The organism is Actinomadura madurae, assembly GCF_047130825.1.
GTDB classification, from domain to species: Bacteria; Actinomycetota; Actinomycetes; order Streptosporangiales; family Streptosporangiaceae; genus Spirillospora; species Spirillospora madurae.
This window is the reverse complement of record NZ_CP083237.1, coordinates 4,112,294-4,138,885: the sequence shown is the minus strand read 5'-3', so window position 1 is coordinate 4,138,885 and position 26,592 is coordinate 4,112,294. Positions and strand designations below refer to the sequence as shown.

Genomic DNA, 26,592 nt, shown 5'->3' with positions numbered 1-26,592 from the left:
GTTCGGACGTCGGCAAAAAGCCCTGTCAGCCCTCACCGTGTTCGCCGCGCTCATCGCCACCGCAGGCTGCGCCAACGGAGCCGGAGGCGGTGCCGGCTCCTTTCCGAAACGCGATATCAAGGTGATCGTCCCCTTCGAGCCCGGCGGCGGGTCCGATCTGATCGCCCGCGCCCTCGCCCCGTGCATCAAGAAGAATCTGGCGACCGATGCCGACGTGGTGATCCAGAACGTCACCGGGGCGGGCGGGCGGACCGGGACCTTCCAGCTGTACGACGCCCGGCCGGACGGCTACACGATCGGCACGCTGGAGCCGTTCACCCTCACCATCGCGTCCCTGACCGGCCAGTCCGGCGGCCGTACCCCCGAGCGGCTGAACTGGCTGGGACAGGTCTCGGCGGTCCCGATGACCCTGACGGTCAACGCCAAGAGCGGCCTGACCGGCCTGGGCGATTTCCGGGGGAAGCGGGTGCGGGTCGCCGTCTCCCAGGTCACGCTCCCCGCCACCATCAAGTATCTGGAGGCGCTCGGCGCCACGCCGCGGCTGGTCTATTACGACGGCGGTTCGGAGACGATGCTCGCGACGGTGCGCGGGGACGTGGACGCGGTGGTCCAGGTCGCACCGACCGTCATTCGCGCCATGAAAGCCAATCCCGGAGCGGTGCGCGTGATCTCCACCCTGTCCGGCACCCGTTTCAAGGATCTCCCGGAGACACCGACCTCGGCCGAGCTGAACGTGCCGCTGAGCCCGGAACTGGCCACGATCTCGCAGTACACCTATGACTTCGCCGTTCCGGCCGGGACCGCACCGGCGATCACGCAGAAGCTGGAAGGCGCGATCGCCGCGGCGACCAGGGATCAGAGCTGCGTCGAGAAGATGCGTCGGGCCAATCTCGAGGTCAGCCACCAGAACGGCGCGCAGGTCAAGCGGTCCATGCGGTCCTTCCAGCAGAGCCTTGCCAAGCTCACCGGGGAGCTGCGCCGCGCGACCAGCGGATGAATGACCGCCTCCAGACGCGTACCGCCGCGTACAGCAACGTACAGAAAGGACGACCACGGTGGAATTGGATGCCGTCGACGAACGGATCCTCCAGTTGCTCGGCGAGGAAGGCCGTCGCAGCAACCGCGAACTCGCCCGGATCATCGGGGTCACCGAGGGGACCATCCGGAGCCGGGTCCGCCGGCTGCTCGCCGAGAACGTCATGCAGATCGTGGCCGGCGTCAATCCGGAGTGGAAGGGCTACTCGATCGATTCGAGCTTCTCGCTGCGCGTCGAGTTCGACAAGGCCAAAGACATCGCCACCCGACTGGTGGGCTATCCGGAAATCCGGTTCGTGGCGCTGACCACCGGGGCCGACGACATCAGGTTCACCGCGATGTTCAAGTCGCACGAGCACTTCAAGGAGTTCGTCACCGTCGAGCTCGCCGGCATTCCCGGAATTCTTCAGGTGCGGACGTCGACGGCGCTGTCCGTGCTCAAGCACACCTATGACTGGCGGCCCGTCCCCAAGGAACCCGGAATCGGTCTCGAGGAGGAAGATGAGGACGACGTTGAAGCCGATCGACCTGCGCAGTGACACCGTCACCCTCCCGACGGAGGACATGCGCAAGGCCATGTACCAGGCGGAGGTCGGCGATGACGGCCGGCTCCTGCCCGACGGCCGCCACGGCGACCCGACCGTCGCCGAACTGGAAGAGCACGCCGCCCGCCTCCTGGAAAAGCCCGCGGCACTGTTCATGGCGAGCGGGACGATGGCCAACCTGACCGCGTTGCGCACCTGGTGCCCACGGGGCGCCGCCGTCGCGGTGGGCCGTACCTCGCACCTGTATCGCCGGGAGGTCTCGGCCTTCGACGACGGCTACTTCGGGCTCCGGCCCGTCGAACTGCCCGACCCGGACGGGCTGCCCGGCGCCGACGCCGTCCGCCTGGCGCTGCGGCGGCACGATCCCGCGATGCTGTGCCTGGAGAACACCCACAACGCGGCCGGGGGCACCGCGTGGACGCCGCGGCAGGGCGCGTCGATCCACGAGGTGACCTCGGCGGCGGGCGTCCCCGTCCATCTCGACGGTGCCCGGCTGTTCAACGCCGCGGTCGCGCTGGACGTGCCGCCCGGCGCGCTCGCCGCCCCCGCCGACAGCCTCATGTTCTGCCTGACGAAGGGGCTCGGCGCGCCGATGGGCGCGGTGCTGCTCGGCGAAGCCGGCTTCATCGCGCGTGCCCGGGAGGTCCGCAGGCTGCTGGGCGGGCAGATGCGCCAGGTCGGCGTGGTCGCCGCGGCGGGACTCGTCGCGCTACGCGACTTCCGCGAACGGCTGGCCCTCGACCACGAGCGGGCGCGCGGGCTGGCCGAGCGGCTGGCCGATCTGCGCGGCGCCCGCGTCGACCCGGGCCGCGTGCGGACCAACATCGTCCAGATGCTGCTCCCCGACGGCGGCCCGCCCCTCCGGACCGTTCAGGACGAGCTCGCCCGCCAGGGCGTCCTGGTCCACTCGACCGGCGCACGCACGGTGCGCCTGGTGACCCACCGCGACCTTTCCGACGACGACATAGCGCACGCCGCGGACGTGCTGCACACCGTGCTCGGCCGGACCTACCAAGACGGGAGCCAACAGCAATGAGCGACACCGCGATGCAACGGCGGGATCCATCCTTCTACGGCGGCGACGAGCTGCACGCATGGAAGCAGTCCAGGCTGCAGGACGCGATGGCCGAACACGGCTTCGACGCCCTGGTGTTCACCAAGTCGGAGGCGGTGCGTTATGTCACCGACTTCTACGTCAAGGGCTACCGCCCCTTCATGGACCCCGAGTACTTCGTCGTCCTCCCCGCGGGTCGCGCTCCGGTCGTCGGGCACACGTCGGGCAGCGACACCTACCGGATCCAGATCAAGTCCGACATCGCCGATCATCGCAAGATCTCCGGCGTCGAGAACTGGGCCGCCGAGCTGAGCGCCGTGCTCGGCGACTACGGGATCACCCATGGCCGGATCGGGGTCGATCTGCTGCCGTTCCAGGTCCACGCGGGACTGCTGGAGCGCCACCCGTCGCTGGAGGTGGTCGATGCCACGTGGCTGTGGACGGAGCTGACCGCCATCAAACATCCCATCGAGATCGAGTACATCCGGGAGGCCCTGTCCCTGGTGGAGATCGGGCTCTACGCGAGCTTCGAGGCGATCCGTCCGGGGGTCGTGGAGCGTGATGTGGCCGTTGCCGCCGAGAGCGCCATGCGCGCGGCGGGGTCGGAGATGCAGCCGTTCATGACCGTCGTCGCCTCCGGCCCCAATGCCAGCATGTTCGAGCGCATCGCCACCGAGCGGCGTATCCGCACCGGCGAGATGGTGGTGGTCGACATGGGCGCCGTCTACCGGGGCTACACCGGCGATCTCGGCCGGACGGTGTGCGTCGGCCCGCCGGCCCCCCGGCAACGGGAGGTCTATCAGGTCGCCTACGAATCCATCCAGGCGGCGATATCAGCGGTCCGGCCCGGGGTCACCTGCGCCGACGTCGACAGGGCCGCACGGGAGGCCATCGCCGCGCGTGGCTATGCCGACTACGAGCACAAGTTCTCGACCGGGCACCAGCTCGGCTGGGGCCTGCACGGCGAGCCGCTGATCAACCGGGGCGTGGACCACGAGCTGCGGCCGGGCATGGTGATCTGCCTTGAGCCACGGGTCACGCTGTTCGACGAGCCCGAGATCGGCGGTGCCCATCTGGAGGAGGCCGTCCTCGTCACCGAGAACGGCCATGAGCTGCTCAGCCACTGCCGGTTCGAGGAGGCGCTGCTGAACTGACACCGCGTCGGCGGCGAAGGCGCCGGTCCCCCCCGGGGAGACCGGCGCCGACGCGACGAGGGCCCGGTCCGGGCGGCGCTCGGTCCAGGGCTCGGTCGAGGTGCGGTCTGCGGCCCCTAGCGCAGCGGCTCGCCGATCTCCCTCATGTGACCAAGGGCCTCCCGGTAGGACGCCACCAGCCCGGTCTCGGTGTAGGGGACGCCGACCGCGGCGCAGTGCTCGCGGACCATCGGCTGCATTTTGCGCAGGTTGCAGCGGGGGACGCCGGGGAACAGATGGTGCTCGATCTGGTAGTTCAGCCCGCCCATCACCCAGTCGGTCACCGGGCCACCGCGCACATTGCGGGAGGTCAGCACCTGCCGGCGCAGATGACCCCACCGCTGCCCCGGCTCGGGCATCGCCATCCCCTTGTGGTTGGGCGCGAACACCGCACCCAGATGCAGCCCGAACAGCGCATGCTGCACCACCATCAACGCCACCGCCTTCTCCACCGGCAGCAGCGACAACGCCAGCACCAGGTACCCGACGGCATGGGCGACCAGCAGACCACCCTCCACCACCCGGTCACGGCGTGAACGCCCCCGCAAGAACAGCACACTGCCGACCTTGAGGTTCACCCCCTCCAGCGTCAGCAACGGGAAGAACAACACCGCCTGGTGCCGCACCACCCACCGCAGCACACCCCGCTGCCGCCCCGCCTGCTCCGCCGTCCACGCCAGCACCCCCTCCCCCACATCAGGATCCTTCCCGACATGATTCGGGTTCGCGTGATGACGATTGTGCTTATCGCTCCACCACCCGTGCCCCATCCCCAGCAGCAGATTCCCCAGCACCAACCCCAGCCACCGATTCGCCCGCGCACTCCGCGCGATCTGCCGATGCCCCGCGTCATGACCCAGGAACCCCGTCCGCGCCGCCAACACCGCCAGCGGAACACCCAGCAGCACCGTCCACCAACTGTCCCCCGCCCACGCCACCGCCCCCCACACAGCGGCCGTCGCGGCCAGGTTCAGCCCAATCACCCGCACGTAATAACCGCGACGCCGATCGAGCAGCCCGCTGTCACGGACACGCCGCGCCAGCGGCGCGAAATCACTGGTGGACGGACGTGCGGCCCGGGCCGGCGAGGCGGGCGAGGGAGCGGACATGGGGTCTCCATTCATGAAGGGGACGGCTTGGACCGCGTGCGCAGGGTCTGGTGGCGGGGGACGTCCAGACCCTGCGCACGCGCACTCGCGTCGGGTCAGCCGGTCGCGAGGTCGGAGAAGATCTCCACCAGTTCGGGCCGGTCGAACGGCCCCACGTGGGGTGCGGCGACGCTGCGCACGTCGGTGGGGTTGTCCGGAGTGAGACGGTCGGCTTCGGCGATGAAGCGGTCCTGCAGCGCGAGCGGGATCAGCCGGTCGAGGGTGAAGCGCACGTAAGTGCGCGGAATCGTGCCCCAGGTCTCCGCCTCGCCCCGGGCCTCGGCGTGGGGGATCGCGGCGGTCTCGTCCGGTTCGAGCCAATGGAGCAGCCGGTGCACCCCCTCGTCGGTGAAATCGCCTGCCAGGCATTCCTTGATGCCGCGGATCACCGCCGGGTCGGCCGTGCGCCAGTTGATCCGCGTCACTCCGAGGACCGCTGGATCGGCGACCACCGCCTGGGTCACCTGGGGGAGCAGGCTGTCACCGTTCTCCGGCACGCCGAGATACGCGGTCAGGTTCGGCAGGTCCACGCAGCAGTACGCCGCGACGTAGACGACCCGGTCGAGCAGATCGGGGACGGCGTTGCCGACCTTGCTCACCGTCACGCCGCCCTGGCTGGCGCCGGCGAGGATCACGGGTCCGTGGCGGCGGGCGCGGCGCACCACGTCCACGACGCGCTCGACGTAGTCGTCGACGGTGACCTTGGCGAGCGGTGACGGCTCGGTCGCCAGCGCCTCCAGGTCCTGCGGAGCCTGGTAGGCGCGGGGAATGAAGGCTTCGTTGCCGTGTCCGGGAAGGTCCACGGTCACCCCCCGGTGTCCGCGCAGGGTGAGTTCGCTGATCAAACCGGACCACATGAACGACGGGGCGTTGGTCCCGTGGACGAACACGAGTGTCGGCGGTCGCCGGTCATCGTGGTCGCCGGCGGCTTCATGGTTCGTCGTCATCGGATGCTCTTTCCTTGTGCCTGTCGGATCGTCGGTTGGATCGGCGGCCGGCGGGGCGCCGGGAGCCGCGGAGGTCAAGCGCACGGTCGGCGCCACATCGGCCACAGGAACGGGCTGTCCGCCACGCGGACCGGTTCGCCCAGATCCTCGAACCCGTACCGCTGGTAGAGGGCACGGCTGCGGGGGGAACTCGCCTCCAGATAGGCGGCGATCCCGTCGGCGTCGGCTCGCTTCAGCCGGTGCCGCAGCAGCGCCGAGCCGAGTCCGCCGCCCCGCCTCCCACTGACCACCCCCATGCACGGGAGGTAGAGGTGCGGGACGCGATGGGGATGCCGTTCCGCCAGCGCCTGCCCCAGAGCCTGCAACCGCGCGGCGTTCGCACCGAAAATCGAGCCCTGTCCCGGCTCGGACGCGTCCGGATGCTCCTCGGGGGGCGCCTGGCCCGCGGTAAGCGCCAGCCACACCGCCGCGCCCTCCGCGCGGCCGGCCAGGTAGGCCTCCCCATCGGGATGGGCGATCAGGGGGCGGTAGAAGTGCGCTTGCATGCGGGCTCGTCCGCTCTCCTCGGGGAAGAGCCAGCAGACGAGAGGATCATGCGCGAAGGCGTCGGTGAGAACGTCCGACACCACCTGAAGATCCGCGGTCTCCGCCCGCCGCACGGTTGCGTACGACGTATCTGAAGTCATGCGTACACGGTATCGATGCCGTGGCATCTCAGACATTTATCAGCAATGTTGAAGGAAAAGTGTACTGGATATTGAATAAGTGGACTAGTACACTTCAGTTCAGTGACACCGCCGCCAACGGATCGGAGAGTTCTGTGTCGTCGTCATCGCAGCGGCCGGATCCGCCCTACCGGCGGATCGTCGCGGAGATCGCCGGTCAGATCCTGCGCGGGGAGTTGCGGCCCGGCGACCGCGTGCCGTCCGTCCGGCAGATCGCCCAGCGTTGGGGCGTCGCGATCGCGACCGCGACCCGGGTGATGGCGGCTCTTCGCGAGGAAGGACTGGTCGAGACGAAGGTCGGTTCCGGCTCGGTGGTCAGGGCACGACCGGAGCGGGAGCGGCCGGTCGACCCGACCGGAACGCGACCGGCCGGCGCCCCCAGACAGGCGCTCACCCGCGGACACGTTCTCCGCACCGCCATCACGATCGCCGACATCGAAGGGCTCGACGCCCTGACGATGCGACGGCTCGCGTCCGAACTCGGCGTCGGCCCGATGTCGCTGTACCGGCACGTGGCGAACAAGGACGATCTGGTGGCGCAGATGGCCGACGAGACCTTCCGCGAAGCGGAGTTGCCCGACCCCGGGCCGGAGGGATGGCGAGCCAAGCTCGAACTGATCTCACGCCGGGAATGGGAGCTGTTCCGGCGGCACCACTGGCTGCGCAGGGCCGTCTCGCTGACCCGCCCGCTGCTCGTGCCCAACATGATGACGCACACCGAGTGGATCCTGCGCGCGCTCGACGGCCTCGGGCTCCCCATGAAGGCGCGCTTTCATGAGGCGCTCACGCTCCACGCGCTGGTCGTCGCCCTTGCGCTGTCCGTGGCGGACGAGGCCGAAGCCGAGCAGGAGACAGGTGTACCGCTCGCTCTGTGGCGGGTGGAACAGCGGAAGAAGACCGACGAGATTCTCCACAGCGGGCGGTTTCCCCTGCTGGCGACCATCGACGAGGAGACGACCTCGGACCTGGACGCCCTCTTCGAGTACGGTCTCGCCCGCCACCTCGACGGCTTCGCCACCTACCTGGAGAGCCGAGCCCGAACGTGACCATGAGCCCTGGACGGCTCTCGACGTGCTGGTAGCGGGGAACCTGTCAGACCGTGGCGATCTCGAAGCGTTCCGCGTGCTCGGCCGCCCATTGTGCGAACGTGCGCGCGGGACGGCCCGTCACCCGCTCGACGGTGCCGTCGACGGTCTTCGAAGCGGCGTCGGAGGCGGCGTACCAGCCGATGACGTACTCGGCGTCCTCCCGGGAGACACCGGTGGCCATCAGCCTGTCGACTGCCTGTTCGTGGGTAAGCCGGGCGAAACCGATGTCGCGCCCAATCGCTCGGGACAGGATCGCGACCCGCTCGCGTGGGGTCAGTGCTTCGGGACCGGTGAGGTTGTAGGCACGCCCCGCATGGCCCTCGTCGAGCAGCGCGACCGCCGCCACCGCCCCGATATCGGCCTCATGGACGAGCGCACTGGGAAAGTCGTATGGCTCCCGGACGATGCCCTCTGCCCGGATCGACTCGACCCAGGTCAGCGTGTTGGACATGAACTCCTGCGGTTCGAGGCGCGTCCACTCCACACCCGAGTCCGCCACGGCCTGCTCCACCGGTCCCATGCCGCCGCCCCACACCACGGTGATCCGCCGCACTCCCGCATCGACCGCCCGCCGCACCAGTTCCGGCCCGGCCTCGGCTAGTCCCGCCGTCACGGTGATGTGCAACCGGCTGACACCGTCGAAAGCCGTGCCCAGTTCCGCGGGTGCCGTGTGCGTTCCGGCCACCAGTTCGGCCTCGGCCGGAATAGCCCCCGCGGCCTTGGCCGGATCCCGCGTCAGTGCCCGAACCCTCTCTCCTCGGCGGATCAGCTCCGCCACCACATGCCGACCGGTGTTCCCGGTGGCCCCTGTAACCAGCGTCGTCATGGTTGAGTCCTTTCGACGTCGACGACGCTAGGAACTCAACCGCGCTTGAGGTCAAGCAAGGCCCGACGGTTTCGTCCGTGGTCCCTGGGAGGCTGTCGTGTAAGACGCAGAAGACTGCGGTGTCGGCGCGGGGCTCGATGAGGAGGAAGGTCATGTCCTATCCAGACGCTCTCTACCTGGGTGACAAGGGCGAGATCAGCGGCATGCTCCGGACCGTGGACACCCCGCCGGAACTGTCGATCGGCGGGCGCACGAACGTCCACTACCTCGCGACCGGCGCGAGTACCGGTGGCCACTACGGCCTGTACCGGTGGGAGATGGGCGCTGAGCCGACAGGCGGCGGAGCGCACTTCCACAAGACGTTCTCAGAATCGTTCTTCGTCCTGAGCGGGACGGTCAGACTCTTCAACGGCGAGGACTGGCACATCGGCTCCCCGGGCGACTTCCTCCACGTCCCTCCGGGCGGTATCCACGCGTTCCGCAACGCGGACGGGCCGGCCACGATGCTGGTGCTGTTCGCTCCCGGTGCTCCACGTGAGGCCTACTTCGAAGAGCTCGCCGACATCGTGGGAAGCGGACGCCGGCTCACCGAGGAGGAATGGACCGACCTCTACCGCCGCCACGACCAGTACATGGTCTGACCCCCTGACGTGTCAGGACGCCCGGCCGCGTCCAGTACGCGTGGATGCCACCGCGGCTCTCCCCGCCGACGCCGGGCACGGCGTCCAGGACGGCGGCGAGGTACTTGATCGCCACCTGGCCGCCGCCGGACCCCGGTTCCGCCGGCTCGGCGAAGCCCGGTGACCGGTGCTCGGCCGAGGTCATTGGCCGGTGTTGGTCTGGATCTCGCTGACGACGAGCGGGGTGGGTTGGGAGGTCATGGTCTGGTCGCCGAGGTCGCCGCCGGGGGCGTCGCAGTCGGCGCCCTCGCACGTCCAGGTGACGTGCCAGGTGATCGTGGCGGTGATCTCGTATCTTCCGCCCGGCTGGCCGGCGGAGGCCCGCTTGTACGTGTAGTTGCAGGACTTGCCGTCCTTGCTGCCGGCGTTGTTGCAGACCAGCTTGTCTTCGCCCAGGTTCCAGGTGACCGATTTGGGCTGCGCGGTGGCCTGGACCGTCTGGTCGCCCGCGCTCACCGGCGCCGTCTGCACGACTTCGAAGTTGTCCACCCACAGGGCCGTCCGCATGCGCACGTACGTCTTCGCCCTCGGCGCCGTGTGGACCTTGGGGACGGGGAACGCCTTCTCGCTCAGAGCCTGCTGGACGAGCTCAAGGGTGTTCGGCGGAGCGGCCGCGAGCGGAGCGGCCCCGGGACCGTCCACCGCGTCGACCGCCTGGTTGTCGATCAGGCCTTCGGGGTCGGGCGGCGCGACGGGGCCGCCTCCGCCTCCGCCCCCACCGTTGCCGCCTCCGCCGCCCGGCACGGTCGTGCTGGTCTTCGGGTTGCAGGAGAGCTTGCCGGGGACGATGCAGGGGGCGGCCACCGCGGGAACGGCCGTGAGGACGGGTGCCGTGACGATCGTCGCGACGATCGCGGTGGAGGCCGCCCGGCGACGACGGGGGTGTGTGGGAGACATCGCGTGTCCTTCCCTGCGGGCCGTCAGCATGCCTTGTCCCGGGCTGTGGCGGCCGCCTTCCAGGTGCCGGAGTCGTACTGGAGTGTCGTCCGATACACGTATGCCCCGCCCCGCCCGCCGTCGAGGCGCTTGCCGGTCTTGGCGGAGTAGCGGTAGCCGGCGAGGGTGCGGACGCAGTCGATGACGTAGACCTTCGTGCTGTCCTTGGAGCGGGCGTAGACGCGGGGGTTGAACGTGTTGGTGAAGCGCCAGATCTCGCCCTTGGCCTTGGTGGCCTCGACGTCGTTCGTGACCTCGGTGAGGAGGGGGTCGGTGGCGACGTCGGTGAGGGCCGCCGGGTCGTTGGTCTCGTAGGCCTTCTTGTAGGCGGCCTGGTAGGCGCGGTAGCGGTCGAGGACCGTCTTGTAAAGCTGCGCCGTGGGGATGGCGGACGGCGCGACGGCGGTCTGCGCGGGGGCGGTGCCGCCGGTGTCGAACCGGCCGTTGGGGGCGAGTTCGCCGCTGGAGGACGAGCCGGACGAGCCGCAGCCCGCGGCGGCGCACGCGGCGAGGAGGACGGGCAGGCAGGCGGCGCGGCGGGACCCCAGCGGGGTGGAACGGACCAACCGGGTGCGCATCGCCATCCCTGAGCGGCTGCCGACAACGGGGCGGAATACGCGCGAAAGCTTACAGAGATGCGTGTGGGGAGAAAAGGGATTCGTTGCGGCCCGCTTGACCTCGACCAAGCTTGAGGTAGGAGGCTGTGGCGACTACCGCTGATGGAGGGGGTTCGGATGCGTGCCGTGTGGTTGCGGGAGTTCGGCGGGCCGGAGGTCCTGGTCCCGGGAGACGCCGAGGATCCGGTGCCGGGCGAGGGGCAGGCGCTCGTCGAGGTCGCGTTCGTCAACATCACGTTCGTGGAGACGCAGATGCGGGCGGGCACCGGGCCGGCGCCGGTGCGGCTGGAGCCGCCCGTCATCCCCGGTAACGGAGTGGGCGGCGTGGTGACGGCGGTCGGCCCGGGTGTTGACGAGGGGCTTGTAAGGCAGAGGGTTGTCACCAGCACGGGAGGCACCGGCGCCTACGCGGAGAAGGTCGCCGTGGACGCCGGGGGCCTGTTCGAGGTGCCGGACGGTCTCGCGCTCGACGACGCGGTCGCGCTGCTGGCCGACGGGCGGACGGCCACGATGATGGTCACCGCTGCGCGGCCGCGCAAAGGCGAGCGGGTGCTGGTGGAGGCGGCGGCGGGCGGTGTCGGGTCGCTCCTCGTCCAGCTCGCGAAGGCCACCGGGGCGACGGTCGTCGCGGCGGTCGGAGGTGCGCGCAAGACCGGGGTGGCGATGCGGCTCGGCGCGGACGAGGCGGTCGACTACGCCGAGCCCGGGTGGGCGCGCAAGGCCGGGAAGGTGGACGTCGTCTTCGACGGTGTGGGGGGCGAGGTGGCCCGCGAGGCGTTCGGCCTGCTTCGGGACGGCGGGCGGATGGTCAGCTTCGGCCTCGCCAGCGGCGAGTGGGCGAACATCCCCGAGGAGGAGGCGGGGGAGCGCGGCGTGACGAACGTCCGACCACAGGCGACGCCGGAGCAGCTGCGCGAGTTCACGGAGAGCGCGCTGGCGGAGGCCGCCGAGGGGCGGCTCAAGCCGCTGATCGGGCAGCGTTTCCCGCTCGACGCCGCCGCCGGGGCGCATGCCGCGATCCAGGAGCGCCGGACCGTCGGCAAGACCCTTCTGGAGGTCAGGCGACCTTCTTGAGGAAGGCGCCCAGCGCGCCTTCGTAGGCGGCCGGGTCGACGTTCCAGGCCTCGGTGTGGTCGCCCGGCGTGGTGATGTGCGTGACCATGCCGGGCGGCGCCTTCTCGGCGAACGTGAAGGCGGGGCGGTTGGCGACCATCTCGTCATCCTCGGTGGTGAAGAGGAGTATCGGCGTCCTGAGCCGGGACGCGTACCGGTGCTGGACGAAGTCGGCCAGGTCGATGCCGATCCGCCACTGCAGGATGCGCTTGGCCAGGTCGGTGACGAAGACGGGCAGGTGCCGGGCGTCGCCCTGCTTGTCGAGGGTGGCGCCCCAGTCCATGACGGGGGAGTCGAGGACGACGCCGCGGACGAACGACGGGTCCTTGCGCAGCGTCATCATCGACATCGCCCCGCCCATCGACCATCCGTACAGGACGACGCCCGTCGCGCCGTGCGCGCGCGCGTAGCCGATGGCGGAGACGATGTCGTGCCATTCGGTGTTGCCGAGATGGTTCTTGCCGTCCTTGGACGGTGGCGCGCCCACGTCGTTCCTGTACGCGATCGACATCATCGGCAGGCCGAGCGCGTGGACCGCTCGCATGACGCGGAACGTCTCGGCCTTGTCGGCGTTCCGCCCATGCACACCGATCACCCAGGTGCGCTTGTAGGACGTCCCAGGCAGCAGCCACGCCGGCATGGGCCCGACCTCGGACGGATACGTGACGTCCTGGAAAGGCAGTCCGAGGGCCGTTTTCGGGTCGCCGTCGTAGAGCCAGTGGTCGATGGCCGCCGGTGCGCCCTTCTCCAGGGTGCCTTCCACGACGGACGACACCTTCCGGACGACGTGGTCGTCGTCGCCGCCGACGATCGGCCCCAGCATCGCGCGCCCGCCCTCCCAGACCAGCGCCCATGTGCCGGAGCGCTCCGTCATCGGTTCGCGGGGCAGGGTGACCGTGCCGTTCTCCGCGTCCTCGATGGTGAGCGGGTATTCGGGGGCATGGTCGACCTCGATGGCGACCCCGGCGAAGTAGTAGCCGATCCCGCCGACGACCGCGCACAGCAGCACGGTGACCGCGACCGTCGCCGCCATCAGCCGGCGGGCACGGCGGCGCGGCCGGATCGGGTGGCCTGGGGCCTCCGGCGTGGATGACTCTGGAGCTGCGGTCGACACGACATCGAAGTTAGCCTCCCGCGAGCGTCGCCAACGGCCGGGCCACTCCGCAATAGATTGATCCGTGCGGTTAACCTGCCGGGCAGGTGCCATCGGGGGAGCCATCAGGACGGGGAGGACGGGGCCGTGACGGGGCGGAGCGACCGCATCGCGGAACTCGAGGGCCGGGCCGTGGCGTACGCGCGGCGGCTCGCCCCGCCGGGCTGGCGGCGGATCGACCTGCACTGCGTCGCGACGGTCGCCGTGAACGACGTTGCGCTGACGGTGCTCACCGGCGACGGCAAGATCGTGATGGCCGAGAGCGTCCCGGAGGAGCTGAGCGGGCTGCTGATGGACCTGCGGCGGGCGCACTACCTGTCCGAGCAGGGCACCTGGTTCTCGATGTCGGCGATCATCGAGCCGGGCTCGGCGCGCCACCTCTACAACCACGACTTCGACCCGCTGTGGGACCCGCCGATCCCGGTGGACTGCTGGCGGCGCGACCAGATCGTCATGCCGCGGGACGGCGCCAACATGCCGGACTGGCTGCGCGACCGGATGGAGGGCCGCGAGCCGGTCGGCCGGCCGGCGCCCGACCCGGGGCCGCTGGACCCGGTCGAGCAGATGGAGCTGCTGTCGAACCAGCTCCCGACCCTGATCGTCGACCACGCGCCGCCGCTGTGGGAGAGGATCTCCGGGCACTACCAGGCGGTCGGCGGGCATGTGGAGTTCCCGGCGATGACGTGCCTGCGCGCCGGCGGGTCCCGCATGGACTGGACGGCGCCCGCCGCGACCGCCGGGCTCCTCGACCGGCTCCGCGCCGGGACGCACGCCTTCCAGCGCTCCACGTGGAACCGGATCGACGTCGAGGTCGTGTACGAGGACGGGGCGGTGCGCTGCCGGGCGAACTTCGCCTACGACGACGAGCCGCCCTGGGAAGCGGAGCCGTCCGCCGACGACGTGCGGCGCGAGTTGGAACGGTTCCCGCGCGAGGACGTGCCCGGGTGGATGGCGCGGCGGCTCGGGCCGCGTCCGGTGCCGGTCACGATGGCCGACACCCCGCCGCCGATGCCGCGATCAGGCCTCCGCAGGGCGAGGATCTTCGACCATGCCGACCCGGACGGGGCCCGTCCCGCCGTGTCGCGCCCGCCCGTCCCGCCGGAGGAGGCCGGCCGCGTGACGGAGTATCTGCGGCAGGCCCCGACCGTCATGGCCGCCCGCTCGAACGCGCCCGACCGGCTCGACCCGTCGCGCGGCGCTTCGGTGCCGCTGACCTTCCACACGGACGGGACGTGGGTCTGGTCGGGCGCGGTGGCCTATTACCTCAGCGAGCACGGCCTCCCGCCAGAGCCCGATCTGGTCGCGCACATCAGGGCGAACGGGTTCCGCGTCCCCGTGGTCGACGACGACACGATGAACGCGGCCAACGCGGCCGTGACCGGACGCGCCGTACCCGAGCGCGTCCGCACCGACGCGGAACCCGACTGGGCGAGCAAGCTCCAGCACCGCCTGGACCAGCTCCGCGTCGATCGTGCCGCGTACCGCGTCAACGACACGGCGGAAGGCGTCTGGTGCCTCCTGTCTCAGGCAGACCGCTGGGCCGTCTTCCAGATGCGGGACGGCGAACGCGCTGACGAGGTCACGTTCGACGACGCCGAGCAGGCATCGGTGCATCTGCTCGGACGGCTTCTGATGGACCCGCGCCACACCGTCCAGGACGGGCCGTTCGAGCCGCTCAAGGGCGAACCCCCGCTCTCCCTATTGCGGGACCGCCACGTGATGGAACTGGCCGCAGGAGCGGAAGTGGACCGTTACGGCGGGTCGGACGGCAACGTGACCTACACGGCCCGCACGCCGTATCCGCAGCGGTCGCTGCCGCCCGAATGGCAGGACCGCCCCTACCACGTCTACCGGTTGCAGCGGCCTCTGGAGACGCTGACCGGAACGGCCATCCCGTGGTTCGGCCAGCCGGGCGGCGGGACGGCGCACGTGTTCCGGCGGTCCATCGCCGACCTGCTCGCCGACGGCAGCCTCATCGAGATCTGATCACGCCGCTCCTACGCGGTGCCGATCGCGGCGACGAGCCCGAGTCCCAGCAGCAGGTCGAGGTGGATGGCGGTCTCCAGCTTCGCGCCCGGCGGCACGTCCGGGTCGGCGGCGAGCCGGTCGAGGACGGCGAGCGCGGCGGGGCCGCCGAGGTCGTCGGCCAGCGCCGCCTCGGCCTCGGCGGCGTACTCCCGGTTCATGGGACGCCCCGGGGAGGTCGCCCAGCCGGCGACGCCGCGGCGCCACCCGTCCAGCCGCTCGCGGGCGGACGACACCCGCGCGGGCGACAGGTCCAGCGGCTCCCGGTAGGGCGTCTCCAGCATCGCCAGGCGCACGGCCGGCGCGTCCGGTGCCGCCCAGTCTCCGGTCTCGTCCGGGACGACGAGGCACAGCGCGTCCGTGTCGGCCGCACCGGAGACGTACACGTCGGGGTCCGGTAGCGAGGCGTCCTCGAACGGCTGGACGTTGTAGTCCGCCAGGTCGTCCGCGGCGGCAGGGGCGCAGCAGACCCGGACCCGGCGCCCGCCGCGCTCGGCGACCCGCCGGAGCAGATCCGCGACGATCGCCCGCCGATAACCGGTGGTGCCCGTCAGGACCTGGACGCGCAGGCCCCGCCCGCCGGGCAGCGCCTCCGCCCGTCCCGTCCGGTGGTCATGCAGACGCAGCATGACTCCACCCTAGGGCGGGGCCTACAGCGGGCGGTCGGAGGCCAGGGGCCCGAAGGTCGCGGGCGAGGGGCCGTCCGACCGGCGGACGGCGGCGAACCGCAGCCGCACGTAGTCGGCGACCCAGCCCGACTCGCGGCGCAGCGCGGGCGCGGCCAGGTCGTTCACCCGGTCCAGCAGCGGGTCGACCAGCTCCGGCGGGACGTCGGCGAGCGCGCGGGCGGCGTAGGCGCGGACCCAGTCGGCGGCGCCGTTCGGCCCCTCGGTCATCCGGGTCGGCCGCTCGGCGTGCTCCAGCAGCCGCAGCGTGAACCCGGCGTCCTCCAGCTTGGTCGCGTACTCGGCCGGGGACGGGAAGTACCAGGGCAGCTCCGGCTCGCCGAGACCGAACACCCGCCACGCCGTCTGCATGGCGACGATCAGCTCGGCGCAGTTCCCGGCGCCGCCCATCTCGCCCACGAACCGGCCGCCCGGCCGGAGCGCGGCGTGCACGCGCCCGATCACGGCGTCGGGGTCGCGGGTCATCCAGTGCAGGGCCGCGTTCGAGGCCACCGCGTCGAAGGAGTCGCCCACGGTGAAGTCGTGGGCGTCGCCGACGATGAACGACAGCCCCGGGTGCGTGGCGGTCGCCTGCGCGACCATGTCGGGGCTGCCGTCGATGCCCAGCACCTCGGCGCCCCGCTCGGCGATCTCCGCGCTGAACGAGCCGGTGCCGCACCCGAGGTCGATGACCTTCTCGCCGGGCTGCGGATCGAGCAGGTCCACGAGGGGCGCACCGTGCGCGGACACGTACCCGAAGGCGGAGTCGTACGTCGTCACGGCCCAGTTCACTGTCATAATTTATCGGACAATGCCCGCGTAGGAGGTGGCGTTGCAATGGCGGACGTCACGTCCGAGGTTCGCGTCATGGGGGCCGAGGGGCCGTCCGGGCTCACATTGCGGACGTCCGGCCTGTCCGCCAGGGGGCTGCCCGAATTGCGCGCAGCCGGGCTTCCGCCGTATCTGGGGCAGGGCTGGGCCCGCGTCCTGGCGGCCCTCGCGCAGCGCCTCGCCGCGACCGGTGAGGTCCCCGGTGGAGTCGGGGATGTTGAGATCCGTCTCACACTCGCGGCGGACGGGACGCTGGAGCCCGTCCCGCCGCCGGGGTGCGAGCCGGCGGAGTGGTTCCGGGACGTGGTGCTCCGGCTGTTCCCCGAGGCGAGCGCCTGACCTCCCGGAGCCTCGGGCCCGGACATCCCCGCATTTGGTAGACCGTTCTAGAATAAGATTCTGGCCAGTCTCGGGCGCGAGGAGGATCGCAGGGTGCCGTACAAGGAGATCGAGTACGAGGTCCGGGACGGGATCGCCACCGTCACGCTGAACCGTCCGGAGCGGCTCAACGCCTTCACGTTCGTGATGCGCGGCGAGATGATCGACGTCTTCGACCGGATCGACGCCGACGACGACGTCCGCGCCGTCGTGGTGACCGGCGCGGGACGCGCGTTCTGCGCGGGCGCCGACCTGAGCGGCGGCGGCGGCACCTTCGGCAGGGAGCGGTCGAGGGACATGTACGCCGGCGAGGACCACGTCCTGGAGGACGGCACCCCGCGCGACGGCGGCGGCACGGTCGCGCTCCGCATCGCCCGCTGCCTCAAGCCCGTCATCGGCGCGTTCAACGGGGCCGCGGTCGGCGTCGGCGTCACCATGACCCTGCCGATGGACGTCCGGCTCGCCAGCGAGAAGGCCAAATTCGGCTTCGTCTTCGCGCGCCGCGGCATCGTGACCGAGGCGGCGTCCGGCTGGTTCCTGCCCCGCATCGTCGGCATCGCCCAGGCCATGGAGTGGGTGGCGACCGGCCGCGTCTTCGATGCCCGGGAGGCCCTCGACGGCCGCCTCGTCTCCCGCGTCTACGCGCCGGACGACCTCCTCCCCGCCGCCTACGGTCTCGCGCGCGAGATCGCCGCGAACACCTCGGCGGTCTCGGTCGCCACGATCCGCCGGCTGATGTGGTCGGGGCTGTCCGCCTCGTCCCCGTGGGACGCGCACATCGCCGACTCCCGCCTGATGGCCGCCCTCGGCGGGGGCGCCGACGCCATCGAGGGCGTGTCGTCCTTCCTGGAGAAGCGCGACGCGGCCTTCCCGCTGCGCGTCGGCAAGGACCTTCCGCCCGAAGTGCCCGACTGGCCCGTCCGGTAGGTCGACCCCGCTGTCCGGCCGCGCACGGGGCGTCTGCATGATGGACGGACATCCCTCGCCGCGGTCAAGGACGATCTTGCGTTTCCGGACCTTCACGGCGTGTGTCGCTTGTGTAACGGAGGGTACACACCTCCTCGAGATAACACGCTCGGGGGTACGTGGTGCGGATCCGGATTTTCGCCGTCATCGGGGTCGGAGTCCTGCTCGCGGCGGGGTGCGGTCATCCGGAGCGGCATGTACGGCCGTCCGGGCAGCACGCCGCACCGGGATCCGGGGGACGGCCGGAGCGGTCACCGTCCGCGGCCGCGGCACCGCCCCGCACCCCGCCTCCGCCCCGGCGGATCGACTGCGACCGGGTCAAGTGCGCGGCGCTGACGTTCGACGACGGGCCCGGCCCCTACACGGCCCGCCTGCTCGACACGCTCGAGAGGACCCGGACGCGGGCGACGTTCTTCCTGCTCGGCCAGAACGTCCGCGACCATCGCCACCTGGTGCGGCGGATGGCCCTCGAAGGCCATGAGCTGGGCAACCACACCTGGTCCCACCCGGACCTGACCGACCGTTCGGCCGCCGAGGTGCGGTCGCAGATCCGGCGGACGCAGCGGGCCATCGAGGACGCCTCCGGCGTGCGGCCGACGTTGGTGCGGCCGCCGTACGGGTCGACGAACCACCGGGTCGGAGAGGCGGTCGGGATGCCGCTGATCCTGTGGAGCGTGGACACGCTCGACTGGCGCCACCGCGACCGCGCCCGCGACGTCAGGATCGGGGTCGCGAAGCCGAAGCGCGGCGGGATCGTCCTGTACCACGACACCCACCGGCCGAGCGTCGAGTCCATCCCCGCGGTGATCGCCGGGCTGCGCGAGCGCGGGTTCACCCTCGTCACCGTCACGGAGCTCTTCGGCGGCCGAGACCTCGAACCGGGCGAGTCCTACACCGAACGGACCGAACGCACCGAGCCGCCGGCCGAGGTCGTGGCGACCCACTCGCCCGCCGCCAAGCGCTAGCCCCGGGGCGCCGGCCGGCGGGGCGCTAGCCGTCGGCGCGCGGACGCCGGCGGGGCGGCGGCTGCGGCGGGACGACCTTCGCCGCGACCATGGTCTTCTCGGGCACCTCGACGAGCTCGCCGTCGCGGCGGCGCACCGCCAGCGTCCCGCCGGACCAGGATTCGAGCACGCCCACGACGTCGCTGTACTCTCCCGTTGGCAGGCGGCGGCGCAGCGAGATCCGCTGGCCCACGTCCGCACCACTGATGGACACCACCAGCCGCGCGGCAAAACGGCCGGGCATGTGAGGGACCCCCATGTCGAATCGATTGCGCCGTGGCGGCCATACTATTCACAGCGAGCTTGCGGCGACCCGTGACGTGCGGCGGGGCCGGATATCCGAGAGGAGTCACTGACGTGACCTACGTCATTGCGCAGCCCTGCGTGGACCTGCTCGACAAGGCATGCATCGAGGAGTGCCCGGTCGACTGCATCTACGAGGGCAAGCGCATGCTGTACATCCACCCGGACGAGTGCGTGGACTGCGGTGCGTGCGAGCCGGTGTGCCCGGTCGAGGCGATCTACTACGAGGACGACACGCCCGACCAGTGGAAGGACTTCTACAAGGCGAACGTGGAGTTCTTCGACGACCTCGGCTCGCCGGGCGGCGCCTCCAAGGTCGGCAAGATCGACAAGGACCACCCGCTCGTCGCCGCGCTGCCCCCGCAGAGCCACGACGACTGACCGGGGAGCGCGGCCGGGAGCGCTCCGTCAGGGGCGCGGCCCTGGGGGCGGCCTGCGTCGAAAAGGGCCGTGGTCGGGACACGACCACGGCCCGACGGGTTCGCTGAGGAGGATGGGGCCGTGTTCACGCTGCCGGACTTTCCGTGGGATCGGCTCGCGCCGTACAAGGAGCGGGCGCTGGCCCACCCGGACGGCATCGTCGACCTGTCGGTCGGCACGCCCGTGGACCCCACGCCCGAACCGGTCCGGGCGGCCCTCGCCGGCGCGTCCGACGCGCCCGGCTACCCCCAGACCCACGGGACGCCGCAGCTGCGCGAGGCGGTCGCGGGGTGGCTGCGCCGCCGCGCCGGCGTGTCCGGCGCCGACCCGGACGCGGTGCTGCCGGTCCTCGGCACCAAGGAGCTGGTGGCCTGGCTGCCGACGCTGCTCGGCGCCGGCCCCGGCGACCGGGTCGTCTTCCCCGAGCTGGCCTACCCGACGTACGACGTGGGCGCCCGGCTGGCCGGGGCGACGCCCGTCGCGGCGGACGGGCTGCTGTCGCTCGGCCCCGTCAATCCGGCCATCGTCTGGGTGAACTCGCCGTCCAACCCGACCGGCAAGGTGCTGCCCGCCGAGCACCTGCGCAAGGTCGTCGCGTGGGCGCGCGGGCGCGGCGCCCTCGTGGTCAGCGACGAGTGCTACCTGGAGTTCGGCTGGGACGAGGACCGGCCGCCGGTCTCGATCCTGCACCCGGAGGTGTGCGAGGGCTCGCACGAGGGGCTGCTCGCGGTCAACTCGCTGTCCAAGCGCTCGAACATGGCGGGCTACCGCGCCGGGTTCGTCACCGGCGACCTCGCGATCGTCAAGCGGCTGCTGGAGGTCCGCAAGCACGCCGGGATGATCGTCCCGGCGCCGGTGCAGGCCGCGATGACGGTCGCCTTCGGCGACGACGCGCACGTGGACGAGCAGCGGGCCCGGTACGCGCGCCGCCGCGCCGTCCTGCGCGCCGCGTTCGAGCGGCACGGGTTCCGCGTCGACCACTCCGAGGCGTCCATCTACCTGTGGGCCACCCGGGACGAGCCGTGCTGGGACACCGTCGCCCACCTGGCGTCCCTCGGCGTCCTCGTCGGCCCCGGCGAGTTCTACGGCCCGGCCGGGGCCCGGCACGTCCGGATCGCCTTCACCGCGACCGACGAGCGCGTCGCCGCCGCCGACGACCGGCTCTGAGGCGCGGAGAGCTCTGCGGAGCGGACGCCCCGCGCGCGCCGCGAAATCCGGCGTTTCCCCCTGAAACCGCTAGGCCGTTTGATACGTCTGAACGCGGTATGGGCATGTGAGGCCACAGTCGGTAGGATCCGCAGGTCTGTTGCCCGTGTGGTGGATGAAACGACGGAGGTGCCCGTGGACAAAGCGGCGATAGTGATCCTGCTCGCGCTGATCCTGGTCGCCCTGGTCGTGCTCATCGCCGTCCTGCTGCGGCGCCGCTCGGGCCCCGCGGCGCAGGCCCCCGCCCCCGCCGCCCCGCGCGACCCGTTCGCCGCGGAGGAGCAGGTCGCCGGCGACCCGCGCGCCCTCAAGGCCGGCGACATGGTCGAGTACCTCGGCACCCGCTACTTCGTCCGCGGCTCGCTGCGGCTGAAGGAGGGCGGCTTCACCTGGAGCGAGCACCTGCTGGACGCCGACACGATCGAGGGCACCAAGGTGTGGATCTCCGTCGAGGAGGACCCCGACCTGGAGGTCGTCTGGTGGACCGAGCACGACATCGGCGACCTGCGGCCCGGTGAGAAGACCCTCGTCGTGGACGGCGTCGAGTACCGCCGCGACGAGCACGGCACCGCCGACTACACCAGCGAGGGCACGACCGGCGTCGGCGTCCAGGGCCGGGTCGAGTACGTCGACTACGAGGGCCCGCGCGGAAAGTACCTGTCGTTCGAGCAGTACGGCGGCGGCCAGTGGGAGGCGGGACTCGGGGAGCGCGTCCCGACCGGGTCGATGACGATCTACCCGGGTGGCGGTAGCTGACCTTGCGCGCCACCCTCCAGACCCCCTACGCCGACGCGCGCGCCGACGGCCTCTCGTTCGCGCTCGGGCTGCCGCCGCTGGACGCCCTCGCCGTCCTGCCGGTGGAGCGCGCCGGGCTGACGGTGCAGTTCCGCCTGCTCGGCGCGTCCCACCAGGTGATCGCCGGGCCGCTGAGCGAGACGGTGGCGTGCCTGCCGGACGCCACCGAGCCGCTCCCCGGCCGCGCGAGCACGACCGTGCCCGGCTGGACCTACGACTTCGCCGCGACGACCGCGGCGCACAGCGACGCGACGGCGTTCGCCCGCGCCGTCGAGGCGGTGTGCGCGCGGCTCGCGGACCGCGGTGACGCGCTGACCGGGGCCTTCCCCGGCTCCCCGCACGCCGTCACCGCCCTGACCTTGGAAGAGACAGCGCGGGAAGAGGCCGGGCTCGGCTGGCGGACCTGGCACGCCTACCCCCAGACCCGGGAGATCGTCATGACGCGGAGCCGGTTGGTGAGACCATCGTGAGCAGCAGATACCAGGTGGCGGGCGCTATGGTCGCCGCCGCCGTGACCGTCGCGACGCTCGGGGGCTGCGGCACCTCGGAGAAGTCGTGGATCGCCGACAAGTACACCAAGACCGGGTCGGACACCTACCGGTCCGGGAAACCCCCGCAGACGGTCGCCTCGGAGATCGGCCGCAAGTTCAAGCCCATCGACCGGGTGGACGACATGGCCACCATGGGCGCGAACGGCGGCATCTTCATGCGCTACCCGAAGCTGGTCGTCGGCGTCCTGCCGAACGGGGCCGGGAGCCGGATCACGGTCGACAGCGCGCGCCGCGGTTACAGCCGCCACTACTCCCACGTGAGCGGACGCTGGAGCAGCCCCGGCAGCAACGGATGGACGAGCAGCGGCGCCGCATCCTTCCGCGGCGGCGGCCCAGGGTCGGGTAAATGAGGAGCGACAGATGAACGACATCCTGCAGGAGATCGGCGCGACGTTCGCCTACGGCGCGGTGGGCATCGCGCTGATGGCGCTCGGCTACCTGGTGGTGGAGGTGACGACGCCCGGCAAGCTCGGCAAGCAGATCTGGACCGAGGGCAACCGGGGCGCGGCGCTGCTGCTGGCGGTCAAGCTCTTCAGCGTCGGCATGATCGTCACCACCGCGATCATCACCAGCGACAACGACCTGAGCGACGGGCTGATCGACACGGCGGTGTTCGGCGGCATCGGCATCGTGCTGATGGTCGTGGCGTTCCTGCTGCTGGACGTGCTGACGCCCGGCAAGCTCGGCGCGACGCTCGTCGGCACCGACGGCGCGGGCACCGCGATCCACCCGGCGGGCTGGGTCGTCGCCGCCGCCGACCTGGGCGTCGCCGCGATCGTGGCCGGGGCGGTCTCCTGACGCCCCGCGACCTGGACCAGGCCGTCCGCCCGACCGCCCCGGACACGTCCCCGCCCGAGGGGGACGGCCCGGGGCGGCCGCGCGTCCCGGCGCGGGCGGCGCGGGCGCTGGTCCTCGCCGCCGTGTTCGCGTGCGCGGCGTGCGGGCTGGTGTACGAGCTGGCCCTGGTCGCGCTCGGCAGCTACCTCGTCGGCAACTCCGTCACCCAGGCGTCGATCGTCCTGTCGGTCATGGTGTTCGCCATGGGCATCGGCTCGCTGCTCGCCAAGCCGCTGCAGGGCCGCCCGGTGGTGGCGTTCGCGGTGGTGGAGGGCGCGCTCGCGCTGATCGGCGGGGTGTCGGTCCTGGTGTTGTACGCGGCGTTCGCGTGGCTCGACCTGTACGTCCCGGCGCTGGTGGTGGTGGCGTTCGCGGTCGGCGCGCTGATCGGCGCGGAGATCCCGCTGCTGATGACGCTGCTGCAGCGGATCCGCAAGCAGGACGCGGGGTCCGCGGTCGCCGACCTGTTCGCGGCCGACTACGTGGGCGCGCTGATCGGCGGCCTGGCGTTCCCGTTCCTGCTGCTGCCCGCGTTCGGGCACATCAAGGGCGCGCTGCTCGTCGGCGCCGTCAACGCGGTCGCCGGGATGGCGGTCGTGCTGTGGCTGTTCCGCGGGCAGGTCGGGCGCGTCGCGCGGATCGCGCTCGCGCTCGGCATGGTCGCGGTCCTCGCCGTCCTCGGCGGGACGTACGCGCTCGCGGACGGGTTCGAGGTGTCGGCGCGGCAGGCGCTGTACGCCGACCCGATCGCGCTGTCGAAGCGGACCCGGTACCAGGAGATCGTCATCACGCGGCAGGCCGGCCCGGGGCCGTCGGACCTGCGGCTGTTCCTGAACGGGGATCTCCAGTTCTCGTCGGTGGACGAGTACCGGTACCACGAGTCGCTCGTCCACCCGCTGATGTCGGGGCCGCACGGGCGGGTGCTGATCCTCGGCGGCGGGGACGGGCTCGCGCTGCGCGAGGTGCTGCGGTACGAGAACGTCCAGAGCGCGACGCTCGTCGAGCTGGACCCGGAGATGATCCACCTGGCCAGGACGTACGAGCCCCTGGTGTCGCTCAACCGGCACTCGTTCGAGGACCCGCGCGCCAAGGTCGTCACCGCCGACGCGTTCTCCTGGCTGCGCGATCTGGACCAGCAGTACGACGCGGTCATCGTGGACATGCCGGACCCCGACGACGTGTCCACCGCCAAGCTGTACTCCGTCGAGTTCTACGGCATGGTCAAGCGCGCCCTCGCCCCCGGCGGGCGCATGGTCGTCCAGTCCGGCTCGCCCTATTTCGCGCCCAAGTCGTTCTGGAGCATCCAGAAGTCGATAGCCGCGGCCGGTCTCGTGACCGTCCCGTACCACGTGGACGTGCCGAGCTTCGGTGATTGGGGCTACGTGCTGGCGTCCCCTGCCGAGAAGCCGGCGCTCGGTCTCGCGCCCGACGCCCCCGGCCTCCGCTTCCTCGACGCGGCGGTCCTCCAGGCGTCGGCGGTCTTCCCCAAGGACCGCCGCGGCCGGGACGTCGACGTCAACACCCTCGTCCACCCGCGCCTGGTGGAGTACGAGGGCGAGGAGTGGAAGAACTCCTAGTCGGGCACCGACTGCCGGATCGCCTTGTCGACCGCCCGCTGGAACGACGTGACGAGCGACTGGATCATCAGCGGCTTGAGCTTCCCGGCCATCTCCATGAGCCGTTCCCGCTCCTCGGGCGCGCGGCCGCCCTCCCGGTAGGGGCGGACGACGGTGTCCTGGAAGACCTGCTGGAGCTCGGCGGCCAGCGCGGTCGTGTACCGGTCGACGGTCTCGTGCGAGGCGACCAGCGTCTCCAGCGGCATCGGGAGCCGCGCCAGCTCGGCGCTGCTGCTGAGGAGGGCGGGGCTGAGGACCCGCACAGCGCCGTCCGGTAGCGGCTCGACGACCCCGAGGGCCTCCAGCCGCTTCAGCGTCTCGTCGTCGAGCGGGTGTCCGACCCGCCGGTCCAGCTCGTCCCGGTCGAGTTCCTCCGGCCGTTCGGGCGCCCACGGCGACAGCAGCGCCCGCTGCAGCGCCAGGTCCTCCGCGGGCGCGTCCAGCGGAATTTTTTTCAGATGCTTCTCGATCGAGGCGAGCGTCAGCCCGAGCGATTGCAGTTCCCGGACGAGTTCGAGCCGCGCGAGATGGGCGGGGCCGTAGAGGCCCGTCCGGCCGCGCAGCCTCGGAGGCGGGAGCAGGCCGCGCCCGGCGTAGAACCGGACGGTGCGGACGGTGACCCCGGCACGCGCCGCCAGTTCGTCGACGGTGAGCTCCATCCCGCCTCCCTCTATGTGACAGCATCAGTGTTACATTAATCGTGTATCAGCAGCCACTTACGCCGAGGGAGACCGCCGGATGGGACGGGACATCTACACCGAGGAGCACGAGGCCTTCCGCGACATGGTGCGCTCCTTCATCGCCAAGGAGGCCGCGCCCTTCCACGAGCAGTGGGAGAAGGACGGCATCGTCTCCCGCGAGGTGTGGCTGGCGGCGGGACGCGCGGGCCTGCTCGGCATCGACATGCCGGAGGAGTTCGGAGGCGGCGGCGACCCCGACTACCGCTACTACGTGATCCTCAACGAGGAACTGGCGAAGGCCGGCATCCACGGCCCCGGCTTCGCCGTCCACAACGACATCAACGGCGGGTACCTGCGGCAGTTGTGCAGCGCCGAGCAGAAGCAGCGCTGGTTCCCCGGCTACTGCTCCGGCGAGATCATCACCGCGATCGCGATGACCGAGCCCGCCGCCGGCTCCGACCTCCAGGGCATCAAGACCACCGCGGTCAAGGACGGCGACCACTACGTCCTCAACGGCTCGAAGACCTTCATCTCCAACGGCATCCTCGCCGACCTGGTCATCGTGGTCGCCAAGACCGACCCGTCCGCCGGTGCGAAGGGCGTCAGCCTCCTCGTCGTCGAGCGCGGCATGGACGGCTTCGAGCGCGGCCGCAACCTCGACAAGGTCGGCATGCACGCCCAGGACACCGCCGAGCTGTTCTTCGACAACGTCCGCGTCCCCGAGGAGAACCTCCTCGGCGAGGAGGGCATGGGCTTCATCTACCTGATGACGAACCTCGCCCGCGAGCGCCTGTCCATCGGCGCCACCGCGATGGCCGCCGCCGAGGACGCCTTCGAGCGGACCCTCGACTACTGCAAGACCCGCGAGGCGTTCGGCCGTCCCATCGGCAAGTTCCAGCACAACCGCTTCACGCTCGCCGAGATGAAGACGGAGCTGACCATCGCCCGCTCCTTCACCGACGAGTGCATCCTCAAGGAGAGCGAGGGCGAGCTGACCGCGGACGAGGCCGCGATGCTCAAGTGGTGGAACACCGAGCTGCTCAAGCGCGTCGTCGACCGCTGCGTCCAACTCCACGGCGGCTACGGCTACATGACCGAATACCCCATCGCCAAGGCCTACCAGGACGTCCGCATCCAAACCATCTTCGGCGGCACCACGGAAATCATGAAGGAGATCATCGGCCGCTCCCTCGGCGTCTGACGTATAAGGCGGGGGTTAGCGTTCGTGCTCACCGCCGTGAAACCTCGTGGGCGC

31 protein-coding genes are annotated in these 26,592 nt (G+C 71.2%); 20 read left to right on the top strand and 11 right to left on the bottom strand.

Annotated elements, in window-relative coordinates; translation table 11 throughout:
• Nucleotides 1-37 precede the first annotated feature (37 nt).
• The 4 genes from K8Z49_RS18750 to K8Z49_RS18735 are packed head-to-tail and all read left to right on the top strand — an operon-like array spanning nt 38 to nt 3,788.
• Nucleotides 38-997, top strand: coding sequence for a tripartite tricarboxylate transporter substrate-binding protein (locus tag K8Z49_RS18750; protein WP_177287685.1), 960 nt, complete (start codon nt 38-40; stop codon nt 995-997).
• A gap of 58 nt (nt 998-1,055) precedes the next feature.
• Nucleotides 1,056-1,574 (top strand): Lrp/AsnC family transcriptional regulator, encoded by a 519-nt coding sequence (locus K8Z49_RS18745; RefSeq protein WP_024934108.1) that lies wholly within the window; start codon nt 1,056-1,058, stop codon nt 1,572-1,574.
• Nucleotides 1,537-2,616, top strand: coding sequence for a threonine aldolase family protein (locus K8Z49_RS18740; RefSeq protein WP_075020927.1), 1,080 nt, complete (start codon nt 1,537-1,539; stop codon nt 2,614-2,616). Before K8Z49_RS18745 ends, K8Z49_RS18740 begins: the two co-directional genes overlap by 38 nt.
• Nucleotides 2,613-3,788 (top strand): M24 family metallopeptidase, encoded by a 1,176-nt coding sequence (locus tag K8Z49_RS18735; protein ID WP_075020928.1) that lies wholly within the window; start codon nt 2,613-2,615, stop codon nt 3,786-3,788. The genes K8Z49_RS18740 and K8Z49_RS18735 overlap by 4 nt, the downstream gene beginning before the upstream one ends.
• A 116-nt stretch (nt 3,789-3,904) precedes the next feature.
• Here the strand turns inward: K8Z49_RS18735 and K8Z49_RS18730 are convergent, their stop codons facing one another.
• The 3 genes from K8Z49_RS18730 to K8Z49_RS18720 form a co-directional block, all read right to left on the bottom strand.
• Nucleotides 3,905-4,936 carry a fatty acid desaturase family protein gene (locus tag K8Z49_RS18730; RefSeq protein ID WP_412520030.1) on the bottom strand — a complete coding sequence of 344 codons (1,032 nt, stop codon included), beginning with the start codon at nt 4,934-4,936 and terminating at the stop codon, nt 3,905-3,907.
• 95 nt (nt 4,937-5,031) lie between these two features.
• The gene (locus tag K8Z49_RS18725) at nt 5,032-5,922 is read right to left on the bottom strand and encodes an alpha/beta fold hydrolase (RefSeq protein ID WP_075025070.1); all 891 of its coding nucleotides are present in this window, start codon (nt 5,920-5,922) and stop codon (nt 5,032-5,034) included.
• 74 nt (nt 5,923-5,996) lie between these two features.
• On the bottom strand, nt 5,997-6,608 hold the full coding sequence (locus tag K8Z49_RS18720; protein ID WP_412520027.1) for a GNAT family N-acetyltransferase: 612 nt from the start codon (nt 6,606-6,608) through the stop codon (nt 5,997-5,999).
• A 134-nt stretch (nt 6,609-6,742) separates the two neighbouring features.
• On the opposite strand from K8Z49_RS18720, the gene K8Z49_RS18715 reads away from it, so the two are divergent.
• Complete coding sequence (locus tag K8Z49_RS18715) at nt 6,743-7,693, top strand: TetR/AcrR family transcriptional regulator C-terminal domain-containing protein (protein WP_021592411.1); 951 nt, start codon at nt 6,743-6,745, stop codon at nt 7,691-7,693.
• A 46-nt stretch (nt 7,694-7,739) separates the two neighbouring features.
• Here the strand turns inward: K8Z49_RS18715 and K8Z49_RS18710 are convergent, their stop codons facing one another.
• Nucleotides 7,740-8,561: an NmrA family NAD(P)-binding protein gene (locus tag K8Z49_RS18710; protein ID WP_412520025.1), complete on the bottom strand. Its 822-nt coding sequence runs from the start codon at nt 8,559-8,561 to the stop codon at nt 7,740-7,742.
• 152 nt (nt 8,562-8,713) lie between these two features.
• Here K8Z49_RS18710 and K8Z49_RS18705 point away from each other — a divergent pair, with 152 nt between their 5' ends.
• The gene (locus K8Z49_RS18705; protein WP_111830089.1) at nt 8,714-9,202 is read left to right on the top strand and encodes a cupin domain-containing protein; all 489 of its coding nucleotides are present in this window, start codon (nt 8,714-8,716) and stop codon (nt 9,200-9,202) included.
• A gap of 40 nt (nt 9,203-9,242) precedes the next feature.
• Entirely contained in the window at nt 9,243-9,365 is a 123-nt protein-coding gene (locus K8Z49_RS18700; RefSeq protein ID WP_412520023.1) for a hypothetical protein, read from the top strand.
• Between the two features lie 17 nt (nt 9,366-9,382).
• Here the strand turns inward: K8Z49_RS18700 and K8Z49_RS18695 are convergent, their stop codons facing one another.
• Entirely contained in the window at nt 9,383-10,138 is a 756-nt protein-coding gene (locus K8Z49_RS18695) for a hypothetical protein (RefSeq protein ID WP_075025065.1), read from the bottom strand.
• Nucleotides 10,139-10,161: 23 nt separating this feature from the next.
• A complete protein-coding gene (locus K8Z49_RS18690; protein ID WP_021592407.1) occupies nt 10,162-10,755 on the bottom strand; it encodes a hypothetical protein in 594 nt (197 codons plus the stop codon).
• A 156-nt stretch (nt 10,756-10,911) separates the two neighbouring features.
• On the opposite strand from K8Z49_RS18690, the gene K8Z49_RS18685 reads away from it, so the two are divergent.
• Complete coding sequence (locus K8Z49_RS18685) at nt 10,912-11,868, top strand: zinc-binding dehydrogenase (RefSeq protein ID WP_412520020.1); 957 nt, start codon at nt 10,912-10,914, stop codon at nt 11,866-11,868.
• Here the strand turns inward: K8Z49_RS18685 and K8Z49_RS18680 are convergent.
• Nucleotides 11,852-13,021: an alpha/beta hydrolase family protein gene (locus tag K8Z49_RS18680; RefSeq protein ID WP_412520018.1), complete on the bottom strand. Its 1,170-nt coding sequence runs from the start codon at nt 13,019-13,021 to the stop codon at nt 11,852-11,854. The genes K8Z49_RS18685 and K8Z49_RS18680 overlap by 17 nt on opposite strands.
• 126 nt (nt 13,022-13,147) lie before the next feature.
• Between K8Z49_RS18680 and K8Z49_RS18675 the strand changes: the two genes are divergently transcribed.
• Nucleotides 13,148-15,046: a TNT domain-containing protein gene (locus tag K8Z49_RS18675; RefSeq protein WP_256255895.1), complete on the top strand. Its 1,899-nt coding sequence runs from the start codon at nt 13,148-13,150 to the stop codon at nt 15,044-15,046.
• Between the two features lie 11 nt (nt 15,047-15,057).
• On the opposite strand, the gene K8Z49_RS18670 is transcribed toward K8Z49_RS18675, so the two are convergent.
• Nucleotides 15,058-15,714: a hypothetical protein gene (locus tag K8Z49_RS18670; RefSeq protein WP_412520016.1), complete on the bottom strand. Its 657-nt coding sequence runs from the start codon at nt 15,712-15,714 to the stop codon at nt 15,058-15,060.
• A gap of 21 nt (nt 15,715-15,735) precedes the next feature.
• Entirely contained in the window at nt 15,736-16,548 is an 813-nt protein-coding gene (locus K8Z49_RS18665; protein WP_052357221.1) for a class I SAM-dependent methyltransferase, read from the bottom strand.
• A gap of 39 nt (nt 16,549-16,587) precedes the next feature.
• Here K8Z49_RS18665 and K8Z49_RS18660 point away from each other — a divergent pair, with 39 nt between their 5' ends.
• The 3 genes from K8Z49_RS18660 (at nt 16,588) to K8Z49_RS18650 (ending at nt 18,890) form a co-directional block, all read left to right on the top strand.
• Nucleotides 16,588-16,920, top strand: a complete 333-nt coding sequence (locus tag K8Z49_RS18660) for a hypothetical protein (protein ID WP_021592401.1) — start codon at nt 16,588-16,590, stop codon at nt 16,918-16,920.
• A 93-nt stretch (nt 16,921-17,013) separates the two neighbouring features.
• Nucleotides 17,014-17,886: a crotonase/enoyl-CoA hydratase family protein gene (locus K8Z49_RS18655; RefSeq protein WP_412520014.1), complete on the top strand. Its 873-nt coding sequence runs from the start codon at nt 17,014-17,016 to the stop codon at nt 17,884-17,886.
• A 161-nt stretch (nt 17,887-18,047) separates the two neighbouring features.
• A complete protein-coding gene (locus K8Z49_RS18650) occupies nt 18,048-18,890 on the top strand; it encodes a polysaccharide deacetylase family protein (protein WP_235206268.1) in 843 nt (280 codons plus the stop codon).
• A 25-nt stretch (nt 18,891-18,915) separates the two neighbouring features.
• On the opposite strand, the gene K8Z49_RS18645 is transcribed toward K8Z49_RS18650, so the two are convergent.
• Nucleotides 18,916-19,173, bottom strand: coding sequence for a hypothetical protein (locus tag K8Z49_RS18645; RefSeq protein ID WP_024934104.1), 258 nt, complete (start codon nt 19,171-19,173; stop codon nt 18,916-18,918).
• Between the two features lie 113 nt (nt 19,174-19,286).
• On the opposite strand from K8Z49_RS18645, the gene fdxA reads away from it, so the two are divergent.
• The 7 genes from fdxA to K8Z49_RS18610 all read left to right on the top strand — a co-directional run bounded on the left by fdxA (nt 19,287) and on the right by K8Z49_RS18610 (nt 24,618).
• On the top strand, nt 19,287-19,613 hold the full coding sequence (gene fdxA / locus K8Z49_RS18640) for a ferredoxin (protein WP_021592397.1): 327 nt from the start codon (nt 19,287-19,289) through the stop codon (nt 19,611-19,613).
• A 120-nt stretch (nt 19,614-19,733) separates the two neighbouring features.
• Entirely contained in the window at nt 19,734-20,819 is a 1,086-nt protein-coding gene (gene dapC / locus K8Z49_RS18635; protein ID WP_021592396.1) for a succinyldiaminopimelate transaminase, read from the top strand.
• Between the two features lie 174 nt (nt 20,820-20,993).
• The gene (locus K8Z49_RS18630; RefSeq protein ID WP_033329916.1) at nt 20,994-21,614 is read left to right on the top strand and encodes a DUF4178 domain-containing protein; all 621 of its coding nucleotides are present in this window, start codon (nt 20,994-20,996) and stop codon (nt 21,612-21,614) included.
• 2 nt (nt 21,615-21,616) lie between these two features.
• A complete protein-coding gene (locus tag K8Z49_RS18625) occupies nt 21,617-22,123 on the top strand; it encodes a DUF2617 family protein (RefSeq protein ID WP_021592394.1) in 507 nt (168 codons plus the stop codon).
• Nucleotides 22,120-22,554 (top strand): DUF4247 domain-containing protein, encoded by a 435-nt coding sequence (locus K8Z49_RS18620; RefSeq protein ID WP_412520010.1) that lies wholly within the window; start codon nt 22,120-22,122, stop codon nt 22,552-22,554. Before K8Z49_RS18625 ends, K8Z49_RS18620 begins: the two co-directional genes overlap by 4 nt.
• Nucleotides 22,555-22,564: 10 nt before the next feature.
• Nucleotides 22,565-23,002 carry a DUF350 domain-containing protein gene (locus K8Z49_RS18615; protein WP_021592392.1) on the top strand — a complete coding sequence of 146 codons (438 nt, stop codon included), beginning with the start codon at nt 22,565-22,567 and terminating at the stop codon, nt 23,000-23,002.
• 122 nt (nt 23,003-23,124) lie between these two features.
• The gene (locus tag K8Z49_RS18610) at nt 23,125-24,618 is read left to right on the top strand and encodes a polyamine aminopropyltransferase (protein WP_021592391.1); all 1,494 of its coding nucleotides are present in this window, start codon (nt 23,125-23,127) and stop codon (nt 24,616-24,618) included.
• On the opposite strand, the gene K8Z49_RS18605 is transcribed toward K8Z49_RS18610, so the two are convergent.
• Nucleotides 24,615-25,316: a MerR family transcriptional regulator gene (locus tag K8Z49_RS18605; RefSeq protein ID WP_021592390.1), complete on the bottom strand. Its 702-nt coding sequence runs from the start codon at nt 25,314-25,316 to the stop codon at nt 24,615-24,617. The two genes, K8Z49_RS18610 and K8Z49_RS18605, sit on opposite strands and share 4 nt — an antisense overlap.
• 79 nt (nt 25,317-25,395) lie before the next feature.
• Here K8Z49_RS18605 and K8Z49_RS18600 point away from each other — a divergent pair, with 79 nt between their 5' ends.
• A complete protein-coding gene (locus K8Z49_RS18600; RefSeq protein WP_075022976.1) occupies nt 25,396-26,538 on the top strand; it encodes an acyl-CoA dehydrogenase family protein in 1,143 nt (380 codons plus the stop codon).
• Nucleotides 26,539-26,592 lie beyond the last annotated feature (54 nt).

What these genes read in the sequence shown, in the direction of transcription:
- K8Z49_RS18695 (WP_075025065.1), bottom strand. Translation starts at nt 10,138, where the DNA reads ATGTCTCCCACACACCCCCGTCGTCGCCGGGCGGCCTCCACCGCGATC.
- K8Z49_RS18740 (WP_075020927.1), top strand. Translation starts at nt 1,537, where the DNA reads ATGAGGACGACGTTGAAGCCGATCGACCTGCGCAGTGACACCGTCACC.
- K8Z49_RS18600 (WP_075022976.1), top strand. Translation starts at nt 25,396, where the DNA reads ATGGGACGGGACATCTACACCGAGGAGCACGAGGCCTTCCGCGACATG.
- K8Z49_RS18725 (WP_075025070.1), bottom strand. Translation starts at nt 5,922, where the DNA reads ATGACGACGAACCATGAAGCCGCCGGCGACCACGATGACCGGCGACCG.
- K8Z49_RS18720 (WP_412520027.1), bottom strand. Translation starts at nt 6,608, where the DNA reads ATGACTTCAGATACGTCGTACGCAACCGTGCGGCGGGCGGAGACCGCG.
- K8Z49_RS18705 (WP_111830089.1), top strand. Translation starts at nt 8,714, where the DNA reads ATGTCCTATCCAGACGCTCTCTACCTGGGTGACAAGGGCGAGATCAGC.
- K8Z49_RS18710 (WP_412520025.1), bottom strand. Translation starts at nt 8,561, where the DNA reads ATGACGACGCTGGTTACAGGGGCCACCGGGAACACCGGTCGGCATGTG.
- K8Z49_RS18690 (WP_021592407.1), bottom strand. Translation starts at nt 10,755, where the DNA reads ATGCGCACCCGGTTGGTCCGTTCCACCCCGCTGGGGTCCCGCCGCGCC.
- K8Z49_RS18735 (WP_075020928.1), top strand. Translation starts at nt 2,613, where the DNA reads ATGAGCGACACCGCGATGCAACGGCGGGATCCATCCTTCTACGGCGGC.
- K8Z49_RS18605 (WP_021592390.1), bottom strand. Translation starts at nt 25,316, where the DNA reads ATGGAGCTCACCGTCGACGAACTGGCGGCGCGTGCCGGGGTCACCGTC.
- K8Z49_RS18665 (WP_052357221.1), bottom strand. Translation starts at nt 16,548, where the DNA reads ATGACAGTGAACTGGGCCGTGACGACGTACGACTCCGCCTTCGGGTAC.
- K8Z49_RS18660 (WP_021592401.1), top strand. Translation starts at nt 16,588, where the DNA reads ATGGCGGACGTCACGTCCGAGGTTCGCGTCATGGGGGCCGAGGGGCCG.
- K8Z49_RS18730 (WP_412520030.1), bottom strand. Translation starts at nt 4,936, where the DNA reads ATGTCCGCTCCCTCGCCCGCCTCGCCGGCCCGGGCCGCACGTCCGTCC.
- K8Z49_RS18645 (WP_024934104.1), bottom strand. Translation starts at nt 19,173, where the DNA reads ATGCCCGGCCGTTTTGCCGCGCGGCTGGTGGTGTCCATCAGTGGTGCG.
- K8Z49_RS18670 (WP_412520016.1), bottom strand. Translation starts at nt 15,714, where the DNA reads ATGCTGCGTCTGCATGACCACCGGACGGGACGGGCGGAGGCGCTGCCC.
- K8Z49_RS18615 (WP_021592392.1), top strand. Translation starts at nt 22,565, where the DNA reads ATGAACGACATCCTGCAGGAGATCGGCGCGACGTTCGCCTACGGCGCG.
- K8Z49_RS18685 (WP_412520020.1), top strand. Translation starts at nt 10,912, where the DNA reads ATGCGTGCCGTGTGGTTGCGGGAGTTCGGCGGGCCGGAGGTCCTGGTC.